This window comes from Reyranella sp. (assembly GCF_044224635.1).
Taxonomy (GTDB): domain Bacteria; phylum Pseudomonadota; class Alphaproteobacteria; order Reyranellales; family Reyranellaceae; genus Reyranella.
The window spans coordinates 112579-134050 of sequence record NZ_JBGAKA010000010.1 but is presented as its reverse complement, the minus strand read 5'-3'; the positions used below and the strand labels follow the sequence as shown (position 1 = coordinate 134050).

At 67.0% G+C, this 21472-nt stretch carries 19 protein-coding genes and 1 pseudogene; 10 read left to right on the top strand and 10 right to left on the bottom strand.

Features of this window, described 5'->3' with window-relative positions; translation table 11 throughout:
- Nucleotides 1-220: 220 nt before the first annotated feature.
- Nucleotides 221-700, top strand: a complete 480-nt coding sequence (locus ACILR9_RS12165; RefSeq protein WP_395710191.1) for a hypothetical protein — start codon at nucleotides 221-223, stop codon at nucleotides 698-700.
- A 100-nt stretch (nucleotides 701-800) separates the two neighbouring features.
- Here ACILR9_RS12165 and ACILR9_RS12160 read toward each other — a convergent pair whose 3' ends face one another.
- On the bottom strand, nucleotides 801-1205 hold the full coding sequence (locus tag ACILR9_RS12160) for a hypothetical protein (RefSeq protein WP_395710190.1): 405 nt from the start codon (nucleotides 1203-1205) through the stop codon (nucleotides 801-803).
- A 531-nt stretch (nucleotides 1206-1736) separates the two neighbouring features.
- On the opposite strand from ACILR9_RS12160, the pseudogene ACILR9_RS12155 reads away from it, so the two are divergent.
- Nucleotides 1737-2326: pseudogene (locus ACILR9_RS12155) on the top strand (NAD(P)H-dependent oxidoreductase).
- A gap of 15 nt (nucleotides 2327-2341) precedes the next feature.
- On the opposite strand, the gene ACILR9_RS12150 reads toward ACILR9_RS12155, so the two are convergent.
- Entirely contained in the window at nucleotides 2342-2569 is a 228-nt protein-coding gene (locus ACILR9_RS12150; protein WP_395710189.1) for a hypothetical protein, read from the bottom strand.
- An 80-nt stretch (nucleotides 2570-2649) separates the two neighbouring features.
- Nucleotides 2650-3252 (bottom strand): nitroreductase, encoded by a 603-nt coding sequence (locus ACILR9_RS12145; RefSeq protein ID WP_395710188.1) that lies wholly within the window; start codon nucleotides 3250-3252, stop codon nucleotides 2650-2652.
- 291 nt (nucleotides 3253-3543) lie between these two features.
- On the opposite strand from ACILR9_RS12145, the gene ACILR9_RS12140 reads away from it, so the two are divergent.
- From ACILR9_RS12140 to ACILR9_RS12130, 3 genes are all read left to right on the top strand, one after another.
- The gene (locus ACILR9_RS12140) at nucleotides 3544-4719 is read left to right on the top strand and encodes an acyl-CoA dehydrogenase family protein (protein WP_395710187.1); all 1176 of its coding nucleotides are present in this window, start codon (nucleotides 3544-3546) and stop codon (nucleotides 4717-4719) included.
- Between the two features lie 111 nt (nucleotides 4720-4830).
- Nucleotides 4831-5520: an O-methyltransferase gene (locus tag ACILR9_RS12135; protein WP_395710186.1), complete on the top strand. Its 690-nt coding sequence runs from the start codon at nucleotides 4831-4833 to the stop codon at nucleotides 5518-5520.
- Nucleotide 5521: 1 nt separating this feature from the next.
- On the top strand, nucleotides 5522-6133 hold the full coding sequence (locus ACILR9_RS12130; protein WP_395710185.1) for a TetR/AcrR family transcriptional regulator: 612 nt from the start codon (nucleotides 5522-5524) through the stop codon (nucleotides 6131-6133).
- Between the two features lie 194 nt (nucleotides 6134-6327).
- On the opposite strand, the gene ACILR9_RS12125 is transcribed toward ACILR9_RS12130, so the two are convergent.
- From ACILR9_RS12125 to ACILR9_RS12115, 3 genes are all read right to left on the bottom strand, one after another.
- A complete protein-coding gene (locus ACILR9_RS12125; protein WP_395710184.1) occupies nucleotides 6328-7533 on the bottom strand; it encodes an amidohydrolase in 1206 nt (401 codons plus the stop codon).
- 160 nt (nucleotides 7534-7693) lie between these two features.
- Nucleotides 7694-8995, bottom strand: coding sequence for an NtaA/DmoA family FMN-dependent monooxygenase (locus ACILR9_RS12120; protein ID WP_395710183.1), 1302 nt, complete (start codon nucleotides 8993-8995; stop codon nucleotides 7694-7696).
- 99 nt (nucleotides 8996-9094) lie between these two features.
- Entirely contained in the window at nucleotides 9095-10123 is a 1029-nt protein-coding gene (locus ACILR9_RS12115) for a FecR family protein (RefSeq protein ID WP_395710182.1), read from the bottom strand.
- 210 nt (nucleotides 10124-10333) lie between these two features.
- On the opposite strand from ACILR9_RS12115, the gene ACILR9_RS12110 reads away from it, so the two are divergent.
- Nucleotides 10334-11881, top strand: coding sequence for an alpha-N-arabinofuranosidase (locus ACILR9_RS12110; RefSeq protein WP_395710181.1), 1548 nt, complete (start codon nucleotides 10334-10336; stop codon nucleotides 11879-11881).
- A gap of 96 nt (nucleotides 11882-11977) precedes the next feature.
- Here the strand turns inward: ACILR9_RS12110 and ACILR9_RS12105 are convergent, their stop codons facing one another.
- From ACILR9_RS12105 to ACILR9_RS12095, 3 genes are read right to left on the bottom strand one after another with little or no spacing between them, the layout of a single operon-like run.
- Entirely contained in the window at nucleotides 11978-13114 is a 1137-nt protein-coding gene (locus ACILR9_RS12105; RefSeq protein ID WP_395710180.1) for a M20/M25/M40 family metallo-hydrolase, read from the bottom strand.
- A complete protein-coding gene (locus ACILR9_RS12100; RefSeq protein WP_395710179.1) occupies nucleotides 13114-13878 on the bottom strand; it encodes an SDR family NAD(P)-dependent oxidoreductase in 765 nt (254 codons plus the stop codon). Before ACILR9_RS12100 ends, ACILR9_RS12105 begins: the two co-directional genes overlap by 1 nt.
- Nucleotides 13879-13933: 55 nt before the next feature.
- Nucleotides 13934-14791 (bottom strand): TauD/TfdA dioxygenase family protein, encoded by an 858-nt coding sequence (locus ACILR9_RS12095; protein WP_395710178.1) that lies wholly within the window; start codon nucleotides 14789-14791, stop codon nucleotides 13934-13936.
- 461 nt (nucleotides 14792-15252) lie between these two features.
- Here ACILR9_RS12095 and ACILR9_RS12090 point away from each other — a divergent pair, with 461 nt between their 5' ends.
- From ACILR9_RS12090 to ACILR9_RS12075, 4 genes are all read left to right on the top strand, one after another.
- Nucleotides 15253-16680 carry an NAD-dependent succinate-semialdehyde dehydrogenase gene (locus tag ACILR9_RS12090; RefSeq protein ID WP_395710177.1) on the top strand — a complete coding sequence of 476 codons (1428 nt, stop codon included), beginning with the start codon at nucleotides 15253-15255 and terminating at the stop codon, nucleotides 16678-16680.
- A 51-nt stretch (nucleotides 16681-16731) separates the two neighbouring features.
- Entirely contained in the window at nucleotides 16732-17682 is a 951-nt protein-coding gene (locus ACILR9_RS12085; protein WP_395710176.1) for an aldo/keto reductase family protein, read from the top strand.
- 110 nt (nucleotides 17683-17792) lie between these two features.
- Nucleotides 17793-19313: an aldehyde dehydrogenase gene (adh, locus tag ACILR9_RS12080; protein ID WP_395710175.1), complete on the top strand. Its 1521-nt coding sequence runs from the start codon at nucleotides 17793-17795 to the stop codon at nucleotides 19311-19313.
- Nucleotides 19314-19369: 56 nt separating this feature from the next.
- The gene (locus ACILR9_RS12075; protein ID WP_395710174.1) at nucleotides 19370-19750 is read left to right on the top strand and encodes a DUF779 domain-containing protein; all 381 of its coding nucleotides are present in this window, start codon (nucleotides 19370-19372) and stop codon (nucleotides 19748-19750) included.
- Nucleotides 19751-19954: 204 nt separating this feature from the next.
- On the opposite strand, the gene ACILR9_RS12070 is transcribed toward ACILR9_RS12075, so the two are convergent.
- The gene (locus tag ACILR9_RS12070) at nucleotides 19955-21451 is read right to left on the bottom strand and encodes an aldehyde dehydrogenase family protein (RefSeq protein ID WP_395710173.1); all 1497 of its coding nucleotides are present in this window, start codon (nucleotides 21449-21451) and stop codon (nucleotides 19955-19957) included.
- Between the last annotated feature and the right edge of the window lie 21 nt (nucleotides 21452-21472).

Sequence of the window (21472 nt, the reverse complement as noted above, 5' to 3'; positions counted from 1 at the left end):
CAATGGTGCCTGGATACGTCTGCTTCGGCATGAACCTTGCGATTCGAAGGTCCGGCGATTTCAGAGAAGGTCCGGCGATTTCAGACAAGGGCGCAGAATTAGCAAAGCGCAGAATCGGCAAAGCTCTCGACGGCGGGTCATGATGCTCTCATCGCAACCGCTCGGTGTCCCGGCCATTGAATCGACAGGACTGGTTGCAGCAGCAGAAAGCGAGCGAACGATGCGCTACACGGTGCAAGCGGCGACGGCGGCGGACGTCGCTCATATCGCCAACAAGATGTCGGAGAATGGTGGCGCATCATCCGCCGTCAATCACCTGCTGCGGAGTTGCGCCTTCAGCCGGCAACTGTGGGCGGCAAGGGATCTGGCCGGAACGCCGGCCGCGCTGTGGGGCGTCGTGCCCGCCCCTGATCATCCCGAGACCGGGCGCCTTTGGATGATGCTGGTCGAATCCGATGAGCAGGACCGCCAGGATCTGGCCGATTCCTCCCGGCTGGTGGTCGACGAGATGCTGACCGAGTTCGGCGAGCTGGAGAACATCGTTGCGGCCGACAGCTCAGATGCGATCGAGGTGCTAAGCAGGATGGGCTTCCACTTGGGGCCGCCGTTGCCCACGCAAATGGACGCCCCGTTGCAGCGCCGCGCCTGGCTGGACGCCGGCGAGAGCGCGTTCGCCGACTTGCCGCGCGTGCTGAATTAGGGCGTGACTGCTTCACCCTCAACAGCGATCCGGAGGGTCGCCTGTCAATCGTGTTGAGCGAAGCGGCTTGTCAGCCATCCTGAGCGTAGCAAAGGATCTTTCATTTCTTGAACGTCACGTTGGCGGCTTGACGCGCAGGTTGTTTTGAACGGCTTTGACGCCGCTGATCTCTTCCACCAGCTCCTCGAATGCCATAGCCATAGTCGCGATCGTGCCCGGTTCCGTAGCCGCGCCCGCCGAATCCGCCATAGTCACGTCCAGGCGGGACAGCAGGGCGAGGCTCGCCCGCAAACTCGTCGGGATCCCCGCGGCGTCCGGTTCGACCCCATTCGTGGTCACGGAAGGCCTCGCGACGGCCTTGGCGCCAGCCTTGCAGTCGCTCCTCGTCGTTGTCGTCACCGCGCATCGACGCCCCCATCGCATTGTCGACGTCGCGCCGCTGCAGACGGGCGCGTGTGCGCGCGTTGCGGTCACGCCGGCGGTCGTCGTCGCGAGGATAGGCCATGGTGCACCTCCTGGAAATGCCGGGCACGGATTGTCCGATGCCCCTTCTGCCAAACGGTGCGAAAAATGACCGGTTGCGGTTCGTTCGGTGGGCCCGCAACGCCGGTCTAGCGATCGACGTTGCGATCCGTCTTCCACCTCCACCCTGTTTTTGGAGCAGCCATGTGCCGCGTTGGGTGGCAGCTACCAGCAGGAGGCCGACCTCGCGGCCTAGTTCAAGGACGGCGACGGCGACGGCAAAAAGTGGCGGAATTGTGGGAACGCCTTTTCCTTCGCTCCGTTGTCAGCAACAGAATGGATGGTCCTCACGATACAGACAAATGGTACGGCCAATGGTACGTCCCGGTGCTTGTCGTGGCTGTGGCGTTCGCCATTGTCATGGCCATTGCCCAGCGTGCCGGCGAGGCGGCACGCACGCAGCTATCGACATCCTCCGACAACCCGTTCCCCGTCGCGCGCGGAACCGGCTGCGAACCCGGGATCGGTTGTTGACGACGTCGGGTCCTGCCTCACCGCGTGACATCGGCTGGCCATGCTGATCCAGGTCGTTCATTGCCATCCCCTGACGGAGAGTTTCGATCACGCCCTCTACGGCGCCATCGTCGACGCGCTCCGGGACGGCGGGCACGAGGTCATCGCCACCGACCTCTATCGTGAGGGTTTCCAGCCGGCGATGACGGCAAGCGAGCGCCGCTCATACATGCGCAACGACTATGACGACCATGCGGTCGCGGCCTACGTCGACACGCTGCGGAAGATCGACGGCATCGTGTTCTGCTACCCGCACTGGTGTTTGCCATGCCCGCCGTCCTGAAAGGCTATATCGATCGCGTCTGGGCGCCGGGTACCGCCTTCGTATACGACGCCACGGACAAGCACCTCGAGCCGAACCTGCACAACATTCGGCTGTTCGGCGTGGTGACGACCTACGGTTCTCCCTGGTGGTTTGTTCGGGTGATCGCCGGCGATCCCGGTCGCAAGGCCATGATGCGCGGCGTGAAGCCGATGTGCGCCCGCGGCGTCAAGTCATTCTGGCTGGCGCAATACGACATGGACCATGCCGACGACGACGCTCGCCAGCAGTTTCTCGCCAAGGTCCGCCGCCGGCTCGCCGCCGTGTGACCGTTCCGTGGCCGGTCAGTGCACACGACGCTTCTTGTTCAGCTCTTCCTGGAGCAAGTCCCGATAAAGCACGACCGCACCGTACGATTCTTCGAGATAGGCAAGTCGCGACGCAGCCTTGTCCGCCTCGGTCGCGTCACCTAGCTCGCGCAGGACCTCGACCAGCAGCTTTTGCTCGCCGATCTGTACCTCGAGCTTGGACAGGCACATCACCACCGTTTGCAGATCGGGTTTCGGCTGCATGCCGACAGAACGACGTGGCCCTGAGACCAGTTGCGCCGGCTGGCCGTTTTCTCCTGTCCGGGATTTCGAACGGGAAGCCGCTATTCGGCTGGCGGTCGCCAGTCGATCACGTGAGCGGAAAGCTCCGGCCGCGGCAACAAGGGTGTCGGCGACGGAGCGGGCGTCCCGATCGTGAGGAAGCCGACGAGCCGTGACGGCGCCTCGAAACCAAGCAGCGTATTGACATTGGGATCATAGGCGTTGGCGCCCGTGACCCACATGGCACCGTAACCCAGCAGATGGGCTGCATTCAGCATGTTCATCGCAGCGGCACCGGCCGACAGCACCTGTTCGAACGCGGGGATCTTGCCATCCTTCACGATCGCGCCGACGGCGATCAGCAACGGCGTGCGTCGCACCCAGGCGCGTCCCCGCTCGCCCAGGGCCGCGGCCGCCTCAGGGTCGCGCTTTGCAGCGGCGGCGGCCAGGCATTCGCCAAAAGCGACGCGGGCGTCGCCGCGGATGGTGACGAAGCGCCACGGCCGCATGCGGCCGTGATCGGGCGCGCGCAGACCGGCCTGGAGGATCAGATCAAGATCGGCGCCCTGAGGGGCAGGGTCCTGCAACAGGCCCAGCGACCGCCGGGCCAGCAGGTGGTCGAGGGTGGCGTGGCGGAACTCTTGGGAGTGGAAACTGTCGGGCATGGTGGCACATTGCCGGATATGCGAACGATTGTCATTTGCAAAATTGGAGGCTCGCGCGCGACCGAACTGTCTCGACGAACCCCGCGCTTCAGAGGTTCCGCAAGGTAGGCTTGTCGATCGTGCCCGTATTGATAGAGCCGTCCGACCCGCTCGCGCACGAGGTTGGGCGTCAACGGAACGTCCTGCATCTGGCTCTGGATCACGACGCCTCCGGGGAACGGGCGGCCAGCTTGACATCGGTGTTCCGGCGCATCAACTTTTCTCGAAGAACATTCGACTTTTGGCCAAGGCATGGACTTCAACCTGTCTCCCGATCTCGTCCGCTGGCAGGAACGCGTACGGGCCTTCGTCCGCGACGAGCTGCAGCCGCACGATGCGGCGATCGAGGCGACCGGCATGGTGCCGGCCGAATCGTTGGACGGGCTTCGCCGCATGGGGTTGTTCGGCACCAACACGCCGGCTGCCTATGGCGGGCTCGGCCTGTCCATGCTGGGAAGCTGCCTCGCCGTCGAGGAGATCGCCAAGGCGCACACCGCCTTCTACTACCTGTGCGGCGTCAACGTGCATATCGGCTCCAAGCCGATCGAGTTCGCCGGCAGCGAGGCGCAGAAGCGCCGCTGGCTGCCCGAGCTGGCGTCGGGCCGCACGATCGGCGCCTTCGCCCTGACCGAGGAAGACGCCGGGTCCGATGCCGCCCGCCTCGCCACGACGGCGCGGCGCGACGGTGCGGGCCACTACGTGCTGAACGGCCGCAAGATCTACATCACCAACGCGCCCGAGGCGGGGCTCTTCACCGTGTTCGCCACGCTCGATCCGGCGCTCGGCAGCCGCGGCATCGCGGCCTTCGTGGTCGAAGCCGGCACGCCGGGGCTCACGGTCGGCCGCATCATCGAGATGGCGGCCGGTCGCGGCTCGCATCACGCCGAGCTGATCTTCGAGGACTGCCGCGTGCCCGAAGCGAACCGGCTGGGCGCCGAGGGGTGGGGCTTCGCGCTGGCCATGCGCTGCCTCGATGCCGGGCGCACCCATTGGGGCGCCTACTGCGTCGGCGCCGCCCAGCGCCTGCTCGAGCTGGCGATCACGCGCGCCTCGTCACGCCGGACGTTCGGACAGCAGCTGCGCGAGCACCAGGGCGTCGAATGGATGCTGGCCGATATGGCGGCCGCCCTGCACGGCGCGCGCCTCGTCGCCTACGAGGCGGCCTGGCGTTACGACCGCGACGATGCCGCGGCGCGCACGCGCGCCGCCGCGATGTCCAAGCTGATCGGCGCCGACATGGTGCAGCGTGTCGCCGACACGACGCTGCAGATCTTCGGCGGCGCCGGCTATTCGAAGGACGAGCCGATCGAGCGCATCTGGCGCGAGACCCGCGTGGTCCGCATCCTCGACGGCACCTCGGAGATGATGCGCCGCATCGTCGCCCGCGACCTGTTCCGCGAAGCCGACCGCCGCAACGCGCCGGTTTGATCATGGTCTTCCCGACCGCGAGCGCCTTCTCCTCCCCAGCACCGCTGGGGAGGAGAAAGACGCTCGCGGTCCGCAAGACGACGAGCTCGAAAACACAGGGGAGTGATGCAAATGAAATCCGTATTGTGTGATCCACGCGCCGATGCCGTGCTGGCGCGCCTCGACGAGGAGGCCCGCCGACAGAATGCCGACATGCGCCGCTACTACGACGCCAAGAAGCAGCAGGCGACGCGGCATACCGATCCCGCCTCGCGGGTCGACATGGACTTCGTGCGCGACAAGTTCGTGGCGCTGGATCCCGAGAAATGCGACCTCTGCTACATGCTGTGCCGCTCGCTGAAGGCACGCCGCGTGGTCGAGTTCGGCACCTCGTTCGGCGTGTCGACCATCTACCTGGCGGCGGCGGTGCGCGACACCGTCCGCGAGCATGGCGGCGACGGCGTCGTGATCGGCACCGAGATCGAGCCGACCAAGGCCAGTGTCGCCAAGGCCAACGTCGCCGACGCGGGCCTCGCCGACTTCGTCGACGTGCGGGTCGGCGATGCACGCGAGACCCTGAAGCAGGCCGGCGGCCCGGTCGATTTCCTGCTGCTCGACAGCTGGATCCCGCTGGTCAGGCCGGTCATCGACGTGGTGGGACCACAACTTCGTGTCGGCGCCATGGTGGTCTGCGACAATGTCCAGCTCTACGAGCGCGAGTACGCGGCGTACACGGCGTTGGTGCGCGACCCCAAGAACGGCTTCCGCTCGGTGATGCTGTCGCACGAAGGCGGCCTCGAAATCTCGATCAAGCTCGGCTGAGATGGCGGCGCCCAGGCTCAAGCTGAAGCAGCAGCGCAGCAAGGAGCGCCGCGAGCGGATCGTCGGCGCGGCAACCCGCCTGTTTGGCCGCAAGGGCGTCGCCCAGACCTCGCTTACCGACATCGCCCGGCTGGCGCGCGTGCCGCTCACCAGCCTCTACGACTACTTCAAGGACAAGCAGGATATCCTGGCAGCCGTCCCCGAGGAGAATTACCGCGCCCTCTATGAGCAACTGAGCGACGAGTCGGCGAGCTGCCCCGCCGATCCCAGGGCACAATTGCGCGCGATCTTCGCCGCCAACCTCGCCTATATCCGCGCCAATCCCGACTGGGGTCGGGTCTTCTTCCTGGAGATCTGGCCCAGCGCCGCGGTCAGGCAGGCGCGCATCCGCCGCGCCGTCGACCGCTACGCCCTGCGCTACGTCGACCTGGTCGGCCGGGCGATCGAGGCCGGCGCCTACGACAAGTCCCTCGACCCCTACCTCGCGATGTCGATGCTGATGGGCGGCATGTGCCAGCTGACCGCGGTCTGGCTGCTCTACGGCGAGCCCTATGACCTGGTGCAGCGCGGCAGCGAGCTGTTCGACCGGCTGGAGAAGTCTTTCCTCGCCTGAGCCAATCGCTGGAGCATGATTGGCCTACGTGGAACCAATCCGGCATCTGTTCTGTCATCCTGAGCGCAGCGAAGGATCTCATCGCCAGGGATGTCAAAGTGCTCCCGTGCAGACGGCGATGAGGTCCTTCGCTGCGCTCAGGACGACAAAGATTTGGACGTCGCCCTAAAGGGCGGCGATCTAATCCAAGAAGATCACGCTCTAGAGAGCTCCCTGGGCGCACTCGCCTCGGCAAACTCCTTCTTGACCGCTGCCAGCAACGTCGGATCGACGATCAGGTCGATCGCGGTCATTGCCATCGCCTTGGCCGAGTCGAGGATGCAGCGCTCGGCGGCCAGACCGACCGAGGCGGCGTGGAATTCGTGGCTGTGCGGCGGCACATCGCGGCCGGTCATCGCCATCTGCGGCTGGATGGTCGGCACGAACCAGCTGACGTTGCCGGTGTCGCCCGACCACGCGCCCGACAGCTCGTCGCGCGGCCGCGTTGCCCGGCCGAGCGCCTGCAGGTTGCGCTCGAAGCTTCCCGCCAGCGCAGCATTGCTGAGCAGCTCGCGGCCTGGCTTCTCCGGCCAGGTCCGCTCCAGCCGCGCGCCGGTCATCTCGGCCGCACCGACCAGGCAGGCGTCGATGCGCGGGATGACGCGTGCCAGGGTGGCGGCATCGTTGGCGCGCACGGTGATCACCGCCGTCGTGTGATCGGGGATGACCTGCGGCAGGGTCCCGCCCTTGGTGATGATGCCGTGCACCCGCACATCGGCGGGAAGCTGCTGGCGCAGCGCGTTGATGCCATTGAAAGCCGCCAGCAGGGCATCGAGGGCATTGATGCCGAGCTCCGGGCGCGCCGCCGCGTGGGCCGCCTTGCCGTGATAGGCGACCGGCACGCGGATCGCGCCGACGGTGCGCGAATGGGCGATGTTGTCCATGCCGGGATAGACCAGCATCATGGCGTCGAGGCCATCGAAGAAGCCTTCGCGGTGCAGGATGTTCTTGCCGCCGCCGCCCTCCTCGCCCGGCGTGCCGAGCGCCACTGCCTCGCCGCCGATCCGGTCGATCACGCCAGCGAGCCCGATCGCCGCGCCGACGCCCGCCGCCGCCACCACGTTGTGGCCGCAGCTCTGGCCGTAGACCGGCAGCCCATCATACTCGCAGAGGAAGGCGATGCGCGGGCCGGGCCGGCCGGCGCGCCGGCTTGCCCGGAAGGCGGTCTTGAGCGAGCCCAGCCCCTGCTCGACCGACAGGCCTGCAGCGACGAGCGCGGCGCATTGCCATGCCTGCGCCTTCTCCTCCTCGAAGGCCAGCTCGACCTCGGCATGCATGCGATTGCTGATGTCGAACAGGCCGGGTGCCGCAGCATCGATCGCCTGCTGCGCCATGACCTTCAGTGCGACGGTATCGCTCACCGGTGTCCTCAAGATTTTCTCTTTGCTGTCGTCTGAGCGGAGCGAAGGACCTCATCGCCGCATGCAAGAGTGTACTGTGGAACCTCTGGCGATGAGATCCTTCGCTCCGCTCAGGATGACAGAATAAGGGCTCGGGCACGCGATCAAATCGCAGGCGCACTCAGTAGGCGAAAAGATTGTCGCGGAAATGCCGGTGCGCATAGGCGGTCCGTACCAGGCCGCGGCGCTGCAGAATCGGCACCACGCCGTCGGTGATCTCGGCGAGATAGCGGCGCGTCAACGGCCCGGTGAACACGAAGCCGTCGCCGCCCACCTCCTGCATGACCTCGGCCATGGCGCCGGCCACGTGCTCGGGCGTGCCGACGAGATCCTCGTAGCCATAGCGGTAGTTGGCGGCAATCTCGCGCAAGGTGCGGCCCTGTGCCAGGAAGCGCTTCAGCGTGCCCTGCTGGCCGTTGGTGCTGAGCTCGCCGAGCGGGGTGTCGAGGTCGAAGGTGGAGAAATCGATATCGGTGAGGCTGCCCATCATCGCCAGGGTGACAGCGGGGAACTGCTCGCGCTGCGCCTGCCGGCGATCGCTGCGCGCCCGCGCTTCCTCGTTGGTCTCGCCCAGGGTCGGCGAGGCGACATAGAGGATCTTGCAGCTCTCGGGGTCGCGGCCTTGCGCGGCGAGCCGGCGGCGCATGTCGCCACGGAATTCCTTCATCTCGGCGATGCTGCTGACGGCCACGATCACCGAATCCATGTGCCTGGCGGCGAAGGCCCGCCCCTGCGGCGAGCCGCCGGCCTGGACCAGGACGGGCCGACCCTGCGCCGGCCGCGCCGTGTTGAGCGGTCCGCGCGACGCGAAGAAGCGGCCCTTGAAGTCGACCGTATGGACCTTGCGATGGTCGACGAAGACGCCCGCCTCGCGATCCTGAACGATGGCGTCGGCCTCCCACGATTCCCAGAGCCGGATCACGAGGTCGACGAATTCCTCGGCCATCTCGTAGCGCAGGTCGTGCTCGAGATGAGCCTCAAGGCCGAAATTCTGCGCGGCACGCTCGCCGGTCGAGGTGACGAAGTTGCAGCCGACGCGGCCCTTCGACATCAGGTCCAGGGTGGCGATCAGCCGGGCCAGCAGAAAGGGCGGATAGAAGCTCGTGGATATGGTCGGCACGATGCCGAGATGCGTCGTCGCCTGGGCGAGCAGAGGCACCAGCGGCAACGGATCGTTCTTCGGCGCGCGCAGGGCGCGGGCGAGATAGAACTCCATCGAGCCGCCGTAATTGTCGGGCACGAACAGCGAGTCCTCGAGCAGCAGATAGTCGAAGCAGGCGCGCTCGAGCGCCCGCGCCAGATCGATGTGGAGAGCGGGCTGGGTCCAGTCGTCGCCGTCCGCGCCGCCCCATTCCTGGTTCCATCCATGCACGCCGTAGCTGTTGCCCAGGAACCAACCGAGATGAAAGGGACTGGCCGCCACCGCACATTTCTCCATCACGAGCCCACGCGAGGGCAATGCAATCTGTAGACCAGTTGGCGGTGCCCTGCGAGGCGAAGCTGGGGAGGAGAATGAGTACGGTCAGCTGCGCGGCGACAGGACCACGAGCAGAGGCGTGAAACGCCTGATGCGGATCGGCAAGATGGCGGCGAGCATGTCGATCGCGGCGTCGGCCTGGCCCGCCTCGAAGGCGGCGCTGACCGGGATGTCGCCCAGCCGCGGCTCGGTCAGCACGATGCGGCCCATGCGGTAGCGTTGCAGGTCGGCGACAACGTCGCCGAGCGGAGTCTCGTGAAAGGCCAACCGGTCCTGCCGCCAGGCCTCGACCATCACCAGATCGGCCTCGCGCACGTCACCCGGCAGCCCGCGACCGGCCCGCACCAGCCGGCCGCTGCCGACGACGACCGGCGGACGTCCCTCGGCCGTCACCTCGACCGACTGCTCGGTGACCGCGATTGTCACGCTGCCGTCGCCCAGCTTGACGTCGAACGACGTTCCCAGGGCACGGATGCGCGTGCCGTCGGCCTCGACCACGAAGGGCCGATCGGCATCGCCGACGACCGTGAAGAAGGCCTCGCCCTCGCGCAGCACGACGCGGCGGACGCCGGCGGCGAAGTCGACGGAGATCGACGACGCCCCCGCCAGCTCGACGCTCGAGCCGTCGGCCAGCGTGACCGAGCGGCGCTCGCCGACGGCGGTGGCGTGGTCGGCGAGCAATCCCGGGCGCCACAGCAGCGCGCCTGCCGGCGCCGCGACGCAGACCGCAGCGACGGCTGCGATCAACAATCCGCGACGGCGCTTCGGCGGCGGATGGCGCAAGCCGACTGGCCTCGAAGCCGGGTCGGCGCGCAGCGGTGGCGGCCGCTTCGTCACGGTCGGGGCTGCCGGGATCACGACGGTCGCCTGCGGGCTGTTGGCGAAGGCCGGACCGATCTTGCCGACGCGCATCCAGACGCGCTGCGCCTGGCGCCATGCCGCCTCGTGCTCCGGCTTCTCCTTCAGCCAGTGCGAGAATGCCCGACGATCGTCATCGCTCGCCTTCGGGTCCTTCAGCACGCCGAACCAGCGCAGCGCCTCCTCGATCAGCGGGTCCTGATGTTGCTCCTGCATGACGCTCCGGGATGACGCGCGTCGCGGCGCGCCTTCAGTCATTAGCAGCTCGCCCCCAGGGACACCTGGGACAAAATCGTGGACACGTGGGACATAGAGGCGCGTCGAGCGTCGGCGAGAAGAAGCCATGCGCCAAGGCTCACGCCCGAGTCGCTCATGATGGGTGCCCAATGTCCTCGCCCGATGTCCCGTCCAGCGGAGCCGCTTTCCATGCGTAACGTCGACGTCCGCCTGCATCGCGATGTCGCGATCGGCACCACCCATCCCCGCCTGTTCGGCGCCTTCCTCGAGCATCTCGGCCGCTGCATCTACGGCGGCATCTTCGAGCCTGGACATCCCAGCGCCGACGCCCAGGGCTTCCGGCAGGATGTCATGGCGCTGGTGCGCGAGCTGGCGCCGACCATCATGCGCTATCCTGGCGGCAACTTCGTCTCGGGCTACAATTGGGAGGACGGCGTCGGGCCAGTCGCCGAGCGGCCGCGCCGCCTCGACCTCGCCTGGATGTCGACCGAGACTAACCAGTTCGGCACCAACGAGTTCATCGACTGGTGCCGCAGGACCGCCATCGAGCCGATGCTGGCGGTCAATCTCGGCACGCGCGCCGGCGATGCCGCCCGCAACATGGTCGAGTACTGCAACCACCCCTCGGGAACGACGCTTTCCGAGCTGCGCCGCAAGCACGGCTGGGCCGAGCCGCACGGCGTGAAATTCTGGTGCCTCGGCAACGAGATGGACGGGCCGTGGCAGATGGAGGCCAAGACCGCGACCGAGTACGGCCGTATCGCGGTCGAGGCGGCCAAGATGATGAAATGGATCGACCCGTCGCTTGAGCTCGCCGCCTGCGGCTCGTCGGGCCGGCGCATGGCGACCTACGGCGCCTGGGAGCAGACCGTGCTCGAGCATACGTTCGATCACGTCGAGTACATCTCGCTGCACACCTATCTCAACAACTACGACGGCAACACGTCGGCGTTCCTGGCGAGCCCCGACCTGATGGATGATTTCATCGACGAGGTGGTGGCGATCGCCGACGCCGTCGCCGCCCGCCGCCGCTCGCCCAAGCGCATCATGCTGAGCTTCGACGAATGGAATGTCTGGTATCGCACGCGGCGCAACCGGCGCGATCGCATCAAGGAAGGCTGGCCGGTCGCGCCGTCGATCCTGGAGGAGATCTATACCATGGAGGATGCACTGGCGTTCGGCGGCTGCTGCATTTCGCTGCTCAATCATGCCGACCGCGTCACGGCCGCCTGCCTGGCCCAGCTGGTCAACGTCATCGCGCCGATCATGACCGAGACCGGCGGCCCGGCGTGGCGCCAGACCATCTTCCATCCCTTCGCCCATTTCAGCCGGCTGGGCCGCGGCCGTGTGCTGCGCACGCAGATCGATTCGCCGACCTATGCGACGCGTTACAACGATCCCAACGGCCCGAACGATGAGTTCTTTGCGATGCCGGCCGTGCCCTACCTCAAGCTCGCCGCCGTGCACGACGATGTGGGCGGCACCCTCACCTTGTTCGCCCTGAACCGCAGCCTGACCGAGTCGCTGCCGCTTCGCGTGCAGGCCGCCGGCTTCGATGGGCTCGCGGTGAGCGAGGCGTTGCAGCTCTGCGATCCCGATCTCAAGGCGGTGAACACCAAACAGCAGCCCGACCGCATTGCGCCAACGCCGCTGGCCGGCCTTCGCATGGAGGGCGGCCGCATCGAGGCGTCACTCGCGCCCGCGTCATGGAACGTCATCCGGCTGGCGGCGCGGTAAGAGAAAGGTCCTCGCTGCGCTCGGGATGACAGTCATGCTCGCAGCGACATCAAAGCTGTCATCCCGAGCGCAGCGAGGGACCTTTCCTCATGGCAATCACCTCAACTGCGCCAGCAGCCCCGCGAAGATGCGGGCGCGCGGGGCCAGGGCAGAAATCACCAGGTGCTCGTCGAGCGTATGGGCGCCGCCGCCGACAACACCCAGGCCGTCGAGGGTCGGGATGCCCAGCGCGCCGGTGAAATTGCCGTCGCTGCCGCCGCCGAACTGGCCGTGCTCGAGCGCAATGCCCAGTTCGGCCGCCGCCAACCGGGCGATCTCGAACAGCTGCAGGGTGCCGGGCGAAGCCTGGAACAGCGGCCGTTCGGCGCCCTTGACGACCTCGAGCTCGACGCCGTCGATCGGCGATTTCAGGCTCGCCATGAAATCGTAGACATAGGCGAGATTGTCGGGTGACGAGGCGACGCACAGGACCTGCGCCGTGCACTCGGTCGGGATCACGTTGACGAACAGGCCGCCATTGACCACGCCGACGCTGAACGAGACCAGCCGGCTCATGTCGGTGGCGCTCTCGATGGTCTCGATCAGGCGCGCCATGGCGCGGATGGCGCTGCGGCCCACCGCGTTGTCGGCGCCGGCGTGGGCGGGCTTGCCGCGCGTGCGGACGGTGTAGCGCACGAAGGCGTGCCGGCCGCTCACCAGCTTGCCGAGACGCGCCGGCTCCGGCACCAGCACGTATTTGTGGCGCGCCGCCTCCTGCTCGATCAGGGCGCGTGTGTTCGGGCTGCCGAGCTCCTCGTCCGGGATCATCATGAAGGTGACCGGCAGCTCAGTCTGCCCGCTCTCGGCCTGCAGCCGCCGCAGCGCATAGAGCGCGAGGTAGAGGCCACCCTTCATGTCGAACACGCCGGGCCCGAACAGGCGATCGCCCTCGATGCGCAGTTTCAGCGGTCCCTCGATCGTGCCGACAGGATGGACCGTATCGAGATGCCCCAGCACCAGGATGCCTGGACCCTGCTGCTTGCCGTCGAATCGCGCCCGCATGATCGGGCCGCACTCGCCGCCGGCCGCTTCCTTGTCGATGGCGGCGCCGGCCTGCCGGAAGTCGCGCTCGGCAAGATCGAACATGCGGGCGACCGCTTCGGGCGCCACCGACGGGCTCTCGACCGCTGCCCAGCGCATGATGCCGTCGAGGATCTCCTGGGAGGAGAAGCTGTTGCCGGCCTGGTTGTCCACTACGCCTCGCGCGGCTGGTATTTCGACTCGAGCCAGCCGCCATCGACGACCAGGGTCTGCCCGACGATGAAGCCCGCATCCTCCGAGCACAGGAACGCCACCACGCCCGAGATGTCGGCCGGCTTGCCGACGCGGCCGAGCGGCGTCGCCTCGACCATGGCCTTGCGGTACCAGGCGTCACCCGCGATCCGCTTCTCGGTCATCGGCGTCTCGATGACGCCGGGGGCGATGGCGTTCACGGTGATGCCCTGCGGCGCCAGCTCGACCGCGATCTGCCGCGTGAGCTGCGCCACGCCGGCCTTGGCAACGGAGTAGGCGACCGAGCCGGGAAAGGCGGTGAAGCCGAACACCGAGGAGAGATTGACGATGCGCCCGCCCGGCCGCCGGAAATGCGGCAGCAGGACACGGCACAGGCGATAGACCGAGGTGAGGTTGATATCGAGAAAGCGCTGCCAGTCCGCCTCCTCGGTCTCGGCCAGGGGCCGCGCCCCGCCGATGCCGGCATTGTTGACCAGGAAGTCGAGTGGCCGGCCGCGCTCGCGCACCAGGCGCTCGACCGTTGCCGCCGTGACGGCAGTTCCGACATCGAGAAGATGCGCCTGCCAGCGTCCCGCCGGCGCCCCGGCGAAGGTCGCGTCGCAGCTTTCGCGGTCGATGGCGATGATCTCGGCGCCCTCGCCGAGCAGCCGCTGGGCGATGCTGGCGCCGATGCCGCGCGCCGCGCCGGTGACGAGGGCAAGCTTGCCATCGAAGCGCCCGGTCATTCGAAGCGTCCAGTCATTCGAAGCGTCCAGTCATTCGAAGCATCCCATCATCGGCTCACGCCGCCTGGCGCGTCAGGTCGCGCGACTGCGGGAAGCGGCGATCGCCGTCGGGATCGAGCACCGGCGTGCGGCGCAGGGTGCGCGCTTGGGCGCGGTCAAACGTCTCGCGCGCGTGCTGCAGGCAGACATTGTCCCAGAACACGAAGTCGCCCACCGTCCATTTGTGCCGATAGCAGAAGCGCGGATCGGCGATGTGCCGGCGCAGCAGCGCGATCAGCTCGTCCTCCTCCTGGCGGTCGGCGACGCCTTCGAGGCGCAGGGTCGTGTGCTCGCTGAGAAAGAGGACCGTTCGCCCGCTGGCCGGATTGGCCCAGAGCAACGGATGCCGGGCCATCTGCACGTCGGCCGGCATCGCCTCCAGGGTGGGGCGGGTGTTGTAGTCGCCGGCATAGTCGAAGGCCTGCACCGACGTCAGCTCGCGCAGACGCGCTTTCACCTCGTCGGTCAGCGACTCGTAGACTTCGCAGGCGTTGGAGAACAGCGTATCGCCGCCGATCGACGGGATCGTCATCGCATAGAGGCCGATCGCCTTCAGAGGATGCTGGAAGAAGGTGTTGTCGGAATGGAACAGCAGCTCGCCGTCGCCCAGCACGCCGTCGGGCGCCACGTTGGACACCAGGACCGTGTCCTTGGTCTTCATTGCCGGGCTGCGATGGGAGATCGGCCCGAACAGCCTGGCGAAGGCGACCTGCTGCGCCTCGCTGAAGGTCTGCCGCCGGAACAGCAGCAGATGATGCTCGTTGTAGAGTTCGACCAGCGTGCCCGCGATGTCGTCGGTCAGGGGCTGCGACAGGTCGTGGTCGACCTCGACGCCCCATGAGGGCATCAGCTTCCTGTAGGCAAGAGGGGCCATGGCATTTCCCGGCTGGTCTCGTCGCAATGGGCGACTGTTCCACGCCATCCAGCGCCAAACAAGGTCCCGCGGCGGTGTCCTCCCACAGGCGCCTAACTTTGGTCGAAGGCCCAACAAAATCCTCATCCTGAGGAGGCCGCGTAGCGGCCGTCTCGAAGGATGGGCCGCACAGAAGACTCTTGGGAAAGTGTGTTGCATCACCCGCTCTGTTGCCGACCCTTCGAGACGCGGCCTTCCGGACCGCTCCTCAGGGTGAGGTCCCTTTGCAAGTTAAGTTAGCGCCCAGGAGTGGCGCGCTCCCAGCGCATGACGTGCTCTTTGAGCAAAAGTTAGCACCTCTGGGCGCCCTCCCCCGTCAATCGTGGCTGGACCCGCGTCATCCGAGGTGGCTAGTATGCCTTTCGTTATATTGCATCGAATACGACGCCTGTGACAGGCGGCGTCGACCGGAGATCCGCATCATGGCGAACTATCCCGACCTGCAGCTCTACATCGCTGGCCAGTGGAAGGGCGGCGACGGCCAGCCGGTCTTCAATCCGGCTGACGATTCCGTCCTCGGCACGGTGCCGCACGCCACGCGCGCCGACCTCGACGCCGCCCTGGAAGCGGCCGGGCGCGGCTTCAAGGTGTGGTCGCGGACGTCGCCCGCGAAGCGAGCCGAAATCATCCTCAAGGCGGCCCAGCTCATGCGCGAGCGCATCGAGGAGCTGGCGACGGCGATGACCCTGGAGCAGGGCAAGCCGATCCAGCAGTCGCGGCTGGAGATCCTGCGCGCCTGCGAGATCATCGAATGGGATGCGCAGGAAGGTCGCCGCATCTATGGCCGGATCATCCCCAGCGAGCCGGGCATGCGCCATTCCGTGCTGCGCCAGCCGATCGGCGTCGTCGCCGCCTTCTCGCCCTGGAACTTCCCGACCAGCTCGCCTGCCCGCAAGGTCGGCGGCGCACTGTCGGCCGGCTGCTCGATCATCCTCAAGGCGTCGGAGGAGACTCCGGCCGGCGCGGTGCAGCTGGTGAAGGCCTTCGCCGATGCCGGCCTGCCGCCCGGCGTGCTCAACCTGGTGTTCGGCAAGCCGGCCGAGATCTCCGAATACCTGATCCCGCAGCCGTCGGTGCGGCTCGTGACTTTCACCGGCTCGGTCCCGGTCGGCAAGCACCTCACGGCCCTCGCCGGCATGCACATGAAGCCGGTCATCATGGAGCTGGGCGGCCATTCGCCGGTGATCGTCTGCGACGACGTCGACCCCGTGGCGAGCGCGGTGAGCTCGGCGATGGCCAAGTCACGCAACGCCGGACAGGTCTGCGTCTCGCCCACCCGCTTCTTCGTCGAGGACGCGATCTACGATCGCTTCACCGAGGCGATGACCGAGAAGGCCGCCTCGCTCAAGGTCGGCAACGGGCTCGACCCGGCCAACCAACTGGGGCCGCTCGCCAACGAGCGGCGACTCGCCGCGATGGAAACGCTCGTCGCCGATGCCAGGAGCAAGGGCGCCCGGGTGATGACCGGTGGCGCCCGCATCGGCAATCGCGGCAATTTCTACCCACTCACGGTGCTGGCCGATGTGCCCGATGACGCGCGCGCCATGCGCGAGGAGCCGTTCGGCCCGCTGGCCCTGCTCAATCGCGTGCGCTCCCTCGACGAGGCGATCGAGAAGGCGAACTCGGTGCCCTACGGTCTCGCCGGCTACGCCTTCACCAACTCGGCGCACAAGGCCGACCAGCTCGCCGAGAGCATCGAGGTCGGCAACCTCTCGATCAATCACTTCGTGGCCTCGAGCGCCGAGACGCCGTTCGGCGGCGTCAAGGACAGCGGCTTCGGGCGCGAAGGTGGCGTCGAGGGGCTGCTGTGTTATACGGTCGTAAAGAACGTCTCGCACATGACGGCGTGACGCCCACCGTCCCCTCGATCCGCGGCAAGACGACTTTCTGATCGGACGGACATGAAATACCGCAAGCTCGGCGCCAGCGACCTCAGCGTCTCGGAAATCTCCCTGGGCTCCTGGCTGACCTACGGCGTCGGGGTTGCGCGCGACCAGGCAGCGGCCTGTGTCGATCGTGCCTTCGACCTCGGCATCAACTTCATCGACACCGCCAATGTCTATGGCCGCGGCGCGGCGGAGAGCTTCCTCGGCGAGGTGCTGGCGCGACGACCTCGCCAGTCCTACGTCCTCGCCACCAAGGTATACTTCCCGATGAGCGCGACGGACCAGGGACTGTCGCACGCCCAGATCCTGAAGCAGATCGACGCGTCGCTGAAGCGTCTGCGCGTCGACCATGTCGATCTCTACCAGTGCCATCGCTACGATCTGTCGACGCCCCCGGAAGAGACCATGCAGGCGCTGACCGAGATCGTGCGGGCCGGCAAGGTGCGCTACATCGGCTTCAGCGAATGGTCGGCCCAGCAGATCACGAGATCGTTCGAAGTACCGGGCAGCGAGCGGTTCGTGTCGAGCCAGCCGCAATATTCCCTGCTGTGGCGCCAGCCCGAGGACCAGGTCATCCCGCTCTGCGCCACCAAGGGCATCTCGCAGATCGTCTGGTCGCCGCTCGCCCAGGGCGTGCTGTCCGGCAAGTACCAGCCCGGCGCACCGCGGCCGGCCGGATCGCGGGCAACCAGCAGTTCGATGGGCGGCATGATGGGCTCGTGGTTGACGCCCGCGGTCCTCGAGGCCGTCCAGAAGCTGAAGCCGGTTGCCCAGGAGGCCGGCTGCACGCTGGCGCAGTTCGCCCTGGCCTGGGTGCTGCGCCAGCCCAATGTCGCCTCCGCCATCGTCGGCGCGAGCCGGCCGCAGCAGCTCGACGAGAATGCCGCGGCGTCGGATCTCGCCATCGATCCCGCCCTGTTCGCCAGAGCGGAAACAATCGTGGCGCCGGTGCGGCGTGGTTCCTGACCTTCGTCACTCCAACGTAATATCCTATCGAATACAACGTTGACGCCTGTCCGGCCGGCGCGCACTGTCGCCGGCAAGGCAGCCCCGAGGGCGCCCGACAGGAGGAAACCATGTATCAGCAGGCCCTGGACAAGATCTCCCAGCACGTGCTCGTGCGCGATCGCTACGACAATTTCATCGGCGGCAAGTGGGTGGCGCCGCGCGACGGCCGCTATTTCGAGAACCCTAGCCCGATCACCGGAAGGAAGCTCTGCGAGGTGCCGCGGTCGTCGGCCGCCGACATCGAGCTGGCGCTCGATGCCGCCCACAAGGCCAAGGACGCGTGGGGCAAGACGCCGGTCCAGGAGCGCTCACGCATCCTGAACAGGATCGCCGACAAGCTGGAGGCCAATCTCGAGCTGCTTGCCCTGGTCGAGACCCTCGATAACGGCAAGCCGATCCGCGAGACCACGCACGCCGACATGCCGCTGGTCGTCGACCACTGGCGCTACTTCGCCAGCGTGGTCCGCGCCCAAGAAGGCGGCATCTCCGAGATCGACGAGGACACCGTGGCCTATCACTACCACGAGCCGCTCGGCGTGGTCGGCCAGATCATCCCGTGGAATTTCCCGATCCTGATGGCGACCTGGAAGCTCGCGCCGGCGCTGGCGGCGGGCAATTGCGTGGTGCTGAAGCCGGCCGAGCAGACGCCGCTCGGCATCCTGGTGGTGATGGAGCTGATCGCCGACCTGCTGCCGCCGGGCGTCGTCAATGTCGTCAATGGTTTCGGCATCGAGGCCGGCAAGCCGCTGGCGCAGAGCCGGCGCATCGCCAAGATCGCCTTCACCGGCGAGACGACGACCGGGCGCCTGATCATGCAATATGCCTCGGACAACCTCATCCCGGTGACGCTCGAGCTGGGCGGAAAGTCGCCCAACATCTTCTTCGCCGATGTCGCCGACGCCGATGACGATTTCTTCGACAAGGCGCTCGAAGGCTTCACCATGTTCGCGCTCAACCAGGGCGAGGTCTGCACCTGCCCGAGCCGCGTGCTGGTGCAGGAATCGATCTACGACCGGTTCATGGAACGGGCGGTCGCCCGAACGAAGAAGATCGCCCAGGGCCATCCGCTCAACCCGGCGACCATGATCGGCGCGCAGGCGTCGAACGACCAGCTCGAGAAGATCCTGTCCTATCTCGATATCGGCAAGCAGGAAGGCGCCAAGGTGCTGACCGGCGGCAACCGCGCCAAGCTCGAGGGCGAGCTGGCCGACGGCTACTACGTCGAGCCGACGATCTTCGAGGGCCACAACAGGATGCGGGTGTTCCAGGAGGAGATCTTCGGGCCGGTCGTGTCGGTGACGCGCTTCAAGGACGAGGACGATGCGCTCGCCATCGCTAACGATACGCTCTACGGCCTGGGCGCCGGCGTATGGACGCGCAACGGCAATCGCGCCTATCGCTTCGGCCGCGCCATCCAGGCCGGTCGCGTGTGGACGAACTGCTACCACGCCTATCCGGCGCATGCCGCCTTCGGCGGCTACAAGCAGTCCGGCATCGGCCGCGAGACCCACAAGATGATGCTCGACCATTACCAGCAGACGAAGAACGTGCTGGTCAGCTACTCGACCAAGGCGTTGGGATTCTTCTAGGCCACTCATCGCCTCCCCGGCGGAGCTGGGGAGGATTCTCCCGAAGGAATCACACCATGGTCAATCGCGTCGAGGTGACGGACAACGCGGCGGCGATGATCGAGCGCCTGAAGGGGCAGCATGGCGGCCTGATGTTCCATCAGTCCGGCGGCTGCTGTGATGGCTCGTCGCCGATGTGCTACCCGGTCGGCGATTTCCGGGTTGGACCACAGGACGTGCTGCTGGGCGAGATCGCCGGCTGCAAATTCTATATCGGCGCCGCACAGTTCGATTACTGGCGCCACACGCAGCTCATCATCGACGTCGTACCCGGCCGTGGCTCGGGCTTCTCGGCCGAAGCGCCCGAAGGCGTGCGCTTCCTGACCCGCAGTCGCGTGTTCACCGATGAAGAGGTGGCCGAGCTCGAGGCTGCCGGCCCGCCAGCGCGCGCCGCCTGATCTGGCGGTCCGCCTTGGCGACTTCCTTCTCCTCCCCAGCTTCGCTGGGGAGGTGTCCGCGTCTTCGCGGACGGAGGGGTCATGAGTCATGGAGAGGGCTGCGCCTGAGGCCCATGACCCCTCCGTCGCCGTGTGACGGCGACACCTCCCCAACGAAGTTGGGGAGGAGATTCAAGGCGCTGGCACGGCCCGCTTGGGCATCGGTCAGGCGGTCTTGATCCAGACCGCCTTGACGTTGAGGTATTCCTCGAGGTGCTGCTTGCCGCTCTCGCGGCCGTAGCCACTCATCTTGTAGCCGCCGAACGGCACGGCGGGGTCCATCGCCTGGTAGCAGTTGATCCACACCGAGCCGGCGCGGATCGCCTTGGCCAGGCGATGCGCCTTGCTGACGTCGCGCGTCCACACGCCGCTGCCGAGACCGAAGGTCGTGGCGTTGCCGCGCTGGATCACCTCGTCGATGTCGGTGAAGGGAATGGCGGAGATCACTGGTCCGAAGATCTCCTCCTGGGCGATGCGCATGTCGTCGCGCACGTCGGCGAACACCGTCGGCGGCACGAAGTAGCCCTTGGCGTACTCGCCGTCAGTCAGGCGGGCACCGCCGCTCAGCCGCTTGGCCCCCTCCTGGCGGCCGATGCTGAGATAGTCGGTCACGCGGTCGAGCTGCTCGGAGGAAACCAGCGGGCCGACCTGGGTGGCGGGATCGGCACCGTTGCCGACGCGCAGCGTCTTCGAGAACTCGGCGACCTTGCCGGTGAACTCCTCGTAGACCTTCTTCTCGACGAACAGGCGCGTGCCGGCGCTGCAGATCTGGCCGGAATTGGCGAACACCGCCATGCCGGCGCCGGGCACCGCAGCATCCAGATCGGCGTCGGCGAAGACGATGTCGGGCGACTTGCCGCCGAGCTCGAGCGACACGCGCTTCAGGTTGCCGGCCGATGCCTTGATGATCTTCTGCCCGGTCAGGTGCGAGCCGGTGAAGGCCACCTTGTCGACGTCGGGATGCGACGACAGGGCGGCGCCGGCGGTCTCGCCGTATCCCGGCACGACGTTGACCACGCCGGGCGGCACGCCGGCTTCGAGGCAGAGCTCGCCCAGCCGCAGCGAGGTGAGCGGCGCCTCCTCGGCGGGCTTCAGCACCACCGTGCAGCCTGTGGCCAGCGCTGGACCGATCTTCCAGATGGTCGCGGTGAGCGGGCCGTTCCACGGGATGATGGCGCCGACCACGCCGACCGGCTCCTTCAGCGTGTAGGAGAAGATCTCGCCGGCCAGCGAGTTCTCGATGGTCTCGCCGTGCAGCGAGGTCGCCATGCCGGCGTAGTAGCGCAGCATGCCCAGCGCGCGCTGGCGGTTGTTGCGCGTGCGGCTGATCGGGCCACCCATGTCGAGCGTATCGAGCGCCGCCAGCTCCTCGAGGTGCTGATCGACCAGGTCGGCCAGGCGCAGCAGCAGCATCTGACGTTCCGCCGGCTTCCACTTGCTCCACGGGCCGGTGAACGCCTTGCGGGCAGCCGCGACCGCCCGGTCGATATCCTCGGCATCGCCTTCGGCGACATTGGCCAGCAGCTCGCCGGTCGCTGGGTTGCGCGTCTCGAACGTCTTGCCCGACGCCGCCGGCACCCATCGGCCGTCGATCAGCATCAGCTTGGTCTTGCCGTCGATATAGGCCGGGCGCTGGGCCGGCCCCTTTTCCAGGACTGTCATGGAACTTCTCCCTACGAAATC

Coding starts and splice junctions, on each gene's coding strand:
- ACILR9_RS12145 (WP_395710188.1), bottom strand. CDS start 3,252: ATGCCCGACAGTTTCCACTCCCAAGAGTTCCGCCACGCCACCCTCGAC.
- ACILR9_RS12135 (WP_395710186.1), top strand. CDS start 4,831: ATGAAATCCGTATTGTGTGATCCACGCGCCGATGCCGTGCTGGCGCGC.
- ACILR9_RS12165 (WP_395710191.1), top strand. CDS start 221: ATGCGCTACACGGTGCAAGCGGCGACGGCGGCGGACGTCGCTCATATC.
- ACILR9_RS12075 (WP_395710174.1), top strand. CDS start 19,370: ATGGTCAATCGCGTCGAGGTGACGGACAACGCGGCGGCGATGATCGAG.
- ACILR9_RS12095 (WP_395710178.1), bottom strand. CDS start 14,791: ATGGCCCCTCTTGCCTACAGGAAGCTGATGCCCTCATGGGGCGTCGAG.
- adh (WP_395710175.1), top strand. CDS start 17,793: ATGTATCAGCAGGCCCTGGACAAGATCTCCCAGCACGTGCTCGTGCGC.
- ACILR9_RS12100 (WP_395710179.1), bottom strand. CDS start 13,878: ATGACCGGGCGCTTCGATGGCAAGCTTGCCCTCGTCACCGGCGCGGCG.
- ACILR9_RS12090 (WP_395710177.1), top strand. CDS start 15,253: ATGGCGAACTATCCCGACCTGCAGCTCTACATCGCTGGCCAGTGGAAG.
- ACILR9_RS12085 (WP_395710176.1), top strand. CDS start 16,732: ATGAAATACCGCAAGCTCGGCGCCAGCGACCTCAGCGTCTCGGAAATC.
- ACILR9_RS12110 (WP_395710181.1), top strand. CDS start 10,334: ATGCGTAACGTCGACGTCCGCCTGCATCGCGATGTCGCGATCGGCACC.
- ACILR9_RS12140 (WP_395710187.1), top strand. CDS start 3,544: ATGGACTTCAACCTGTCTCCCGATCTCGTCCGCTGGCAGGAACGCGTA.
- ACILR9_RS12150 (WP_395710189.1), bottom strand. CDS start 2,569: ATGCAGCCGAAACCCGATCTGCAAACGGTGGTGATGTGCCTGTCCAAG.
- ACILR9_RS12130 (WP_395710185.1), top strand. CDS start 5,522: ATGGCGGCGCCCAGGCTCAAGCTGAAGCAGCAGCGCAGCAAGGAGCGC.
- ACILR9_RS12160 (WP_395710190.1), bottom strand. CDS start 1,205: ATGGCCTATCCTCGCGACGACGACCGCCGGCGTGACCGCAACGCGCGC.
- ACILR9_RS12070 (WP_395710173.1), bottom strand. CDS start 21,451: ATGACAGTCCTGGAAAAGGGGCCGGCCCAGCGCCCGGCCTATATCGAC.
- ACILR9_RS12115 (WP_395710182.1), bottom strand. CDS start 10,123: ATGCAGGAGCAACATCAGGACCCGCTGATCGAGGAGGCGCTGCGCTGG.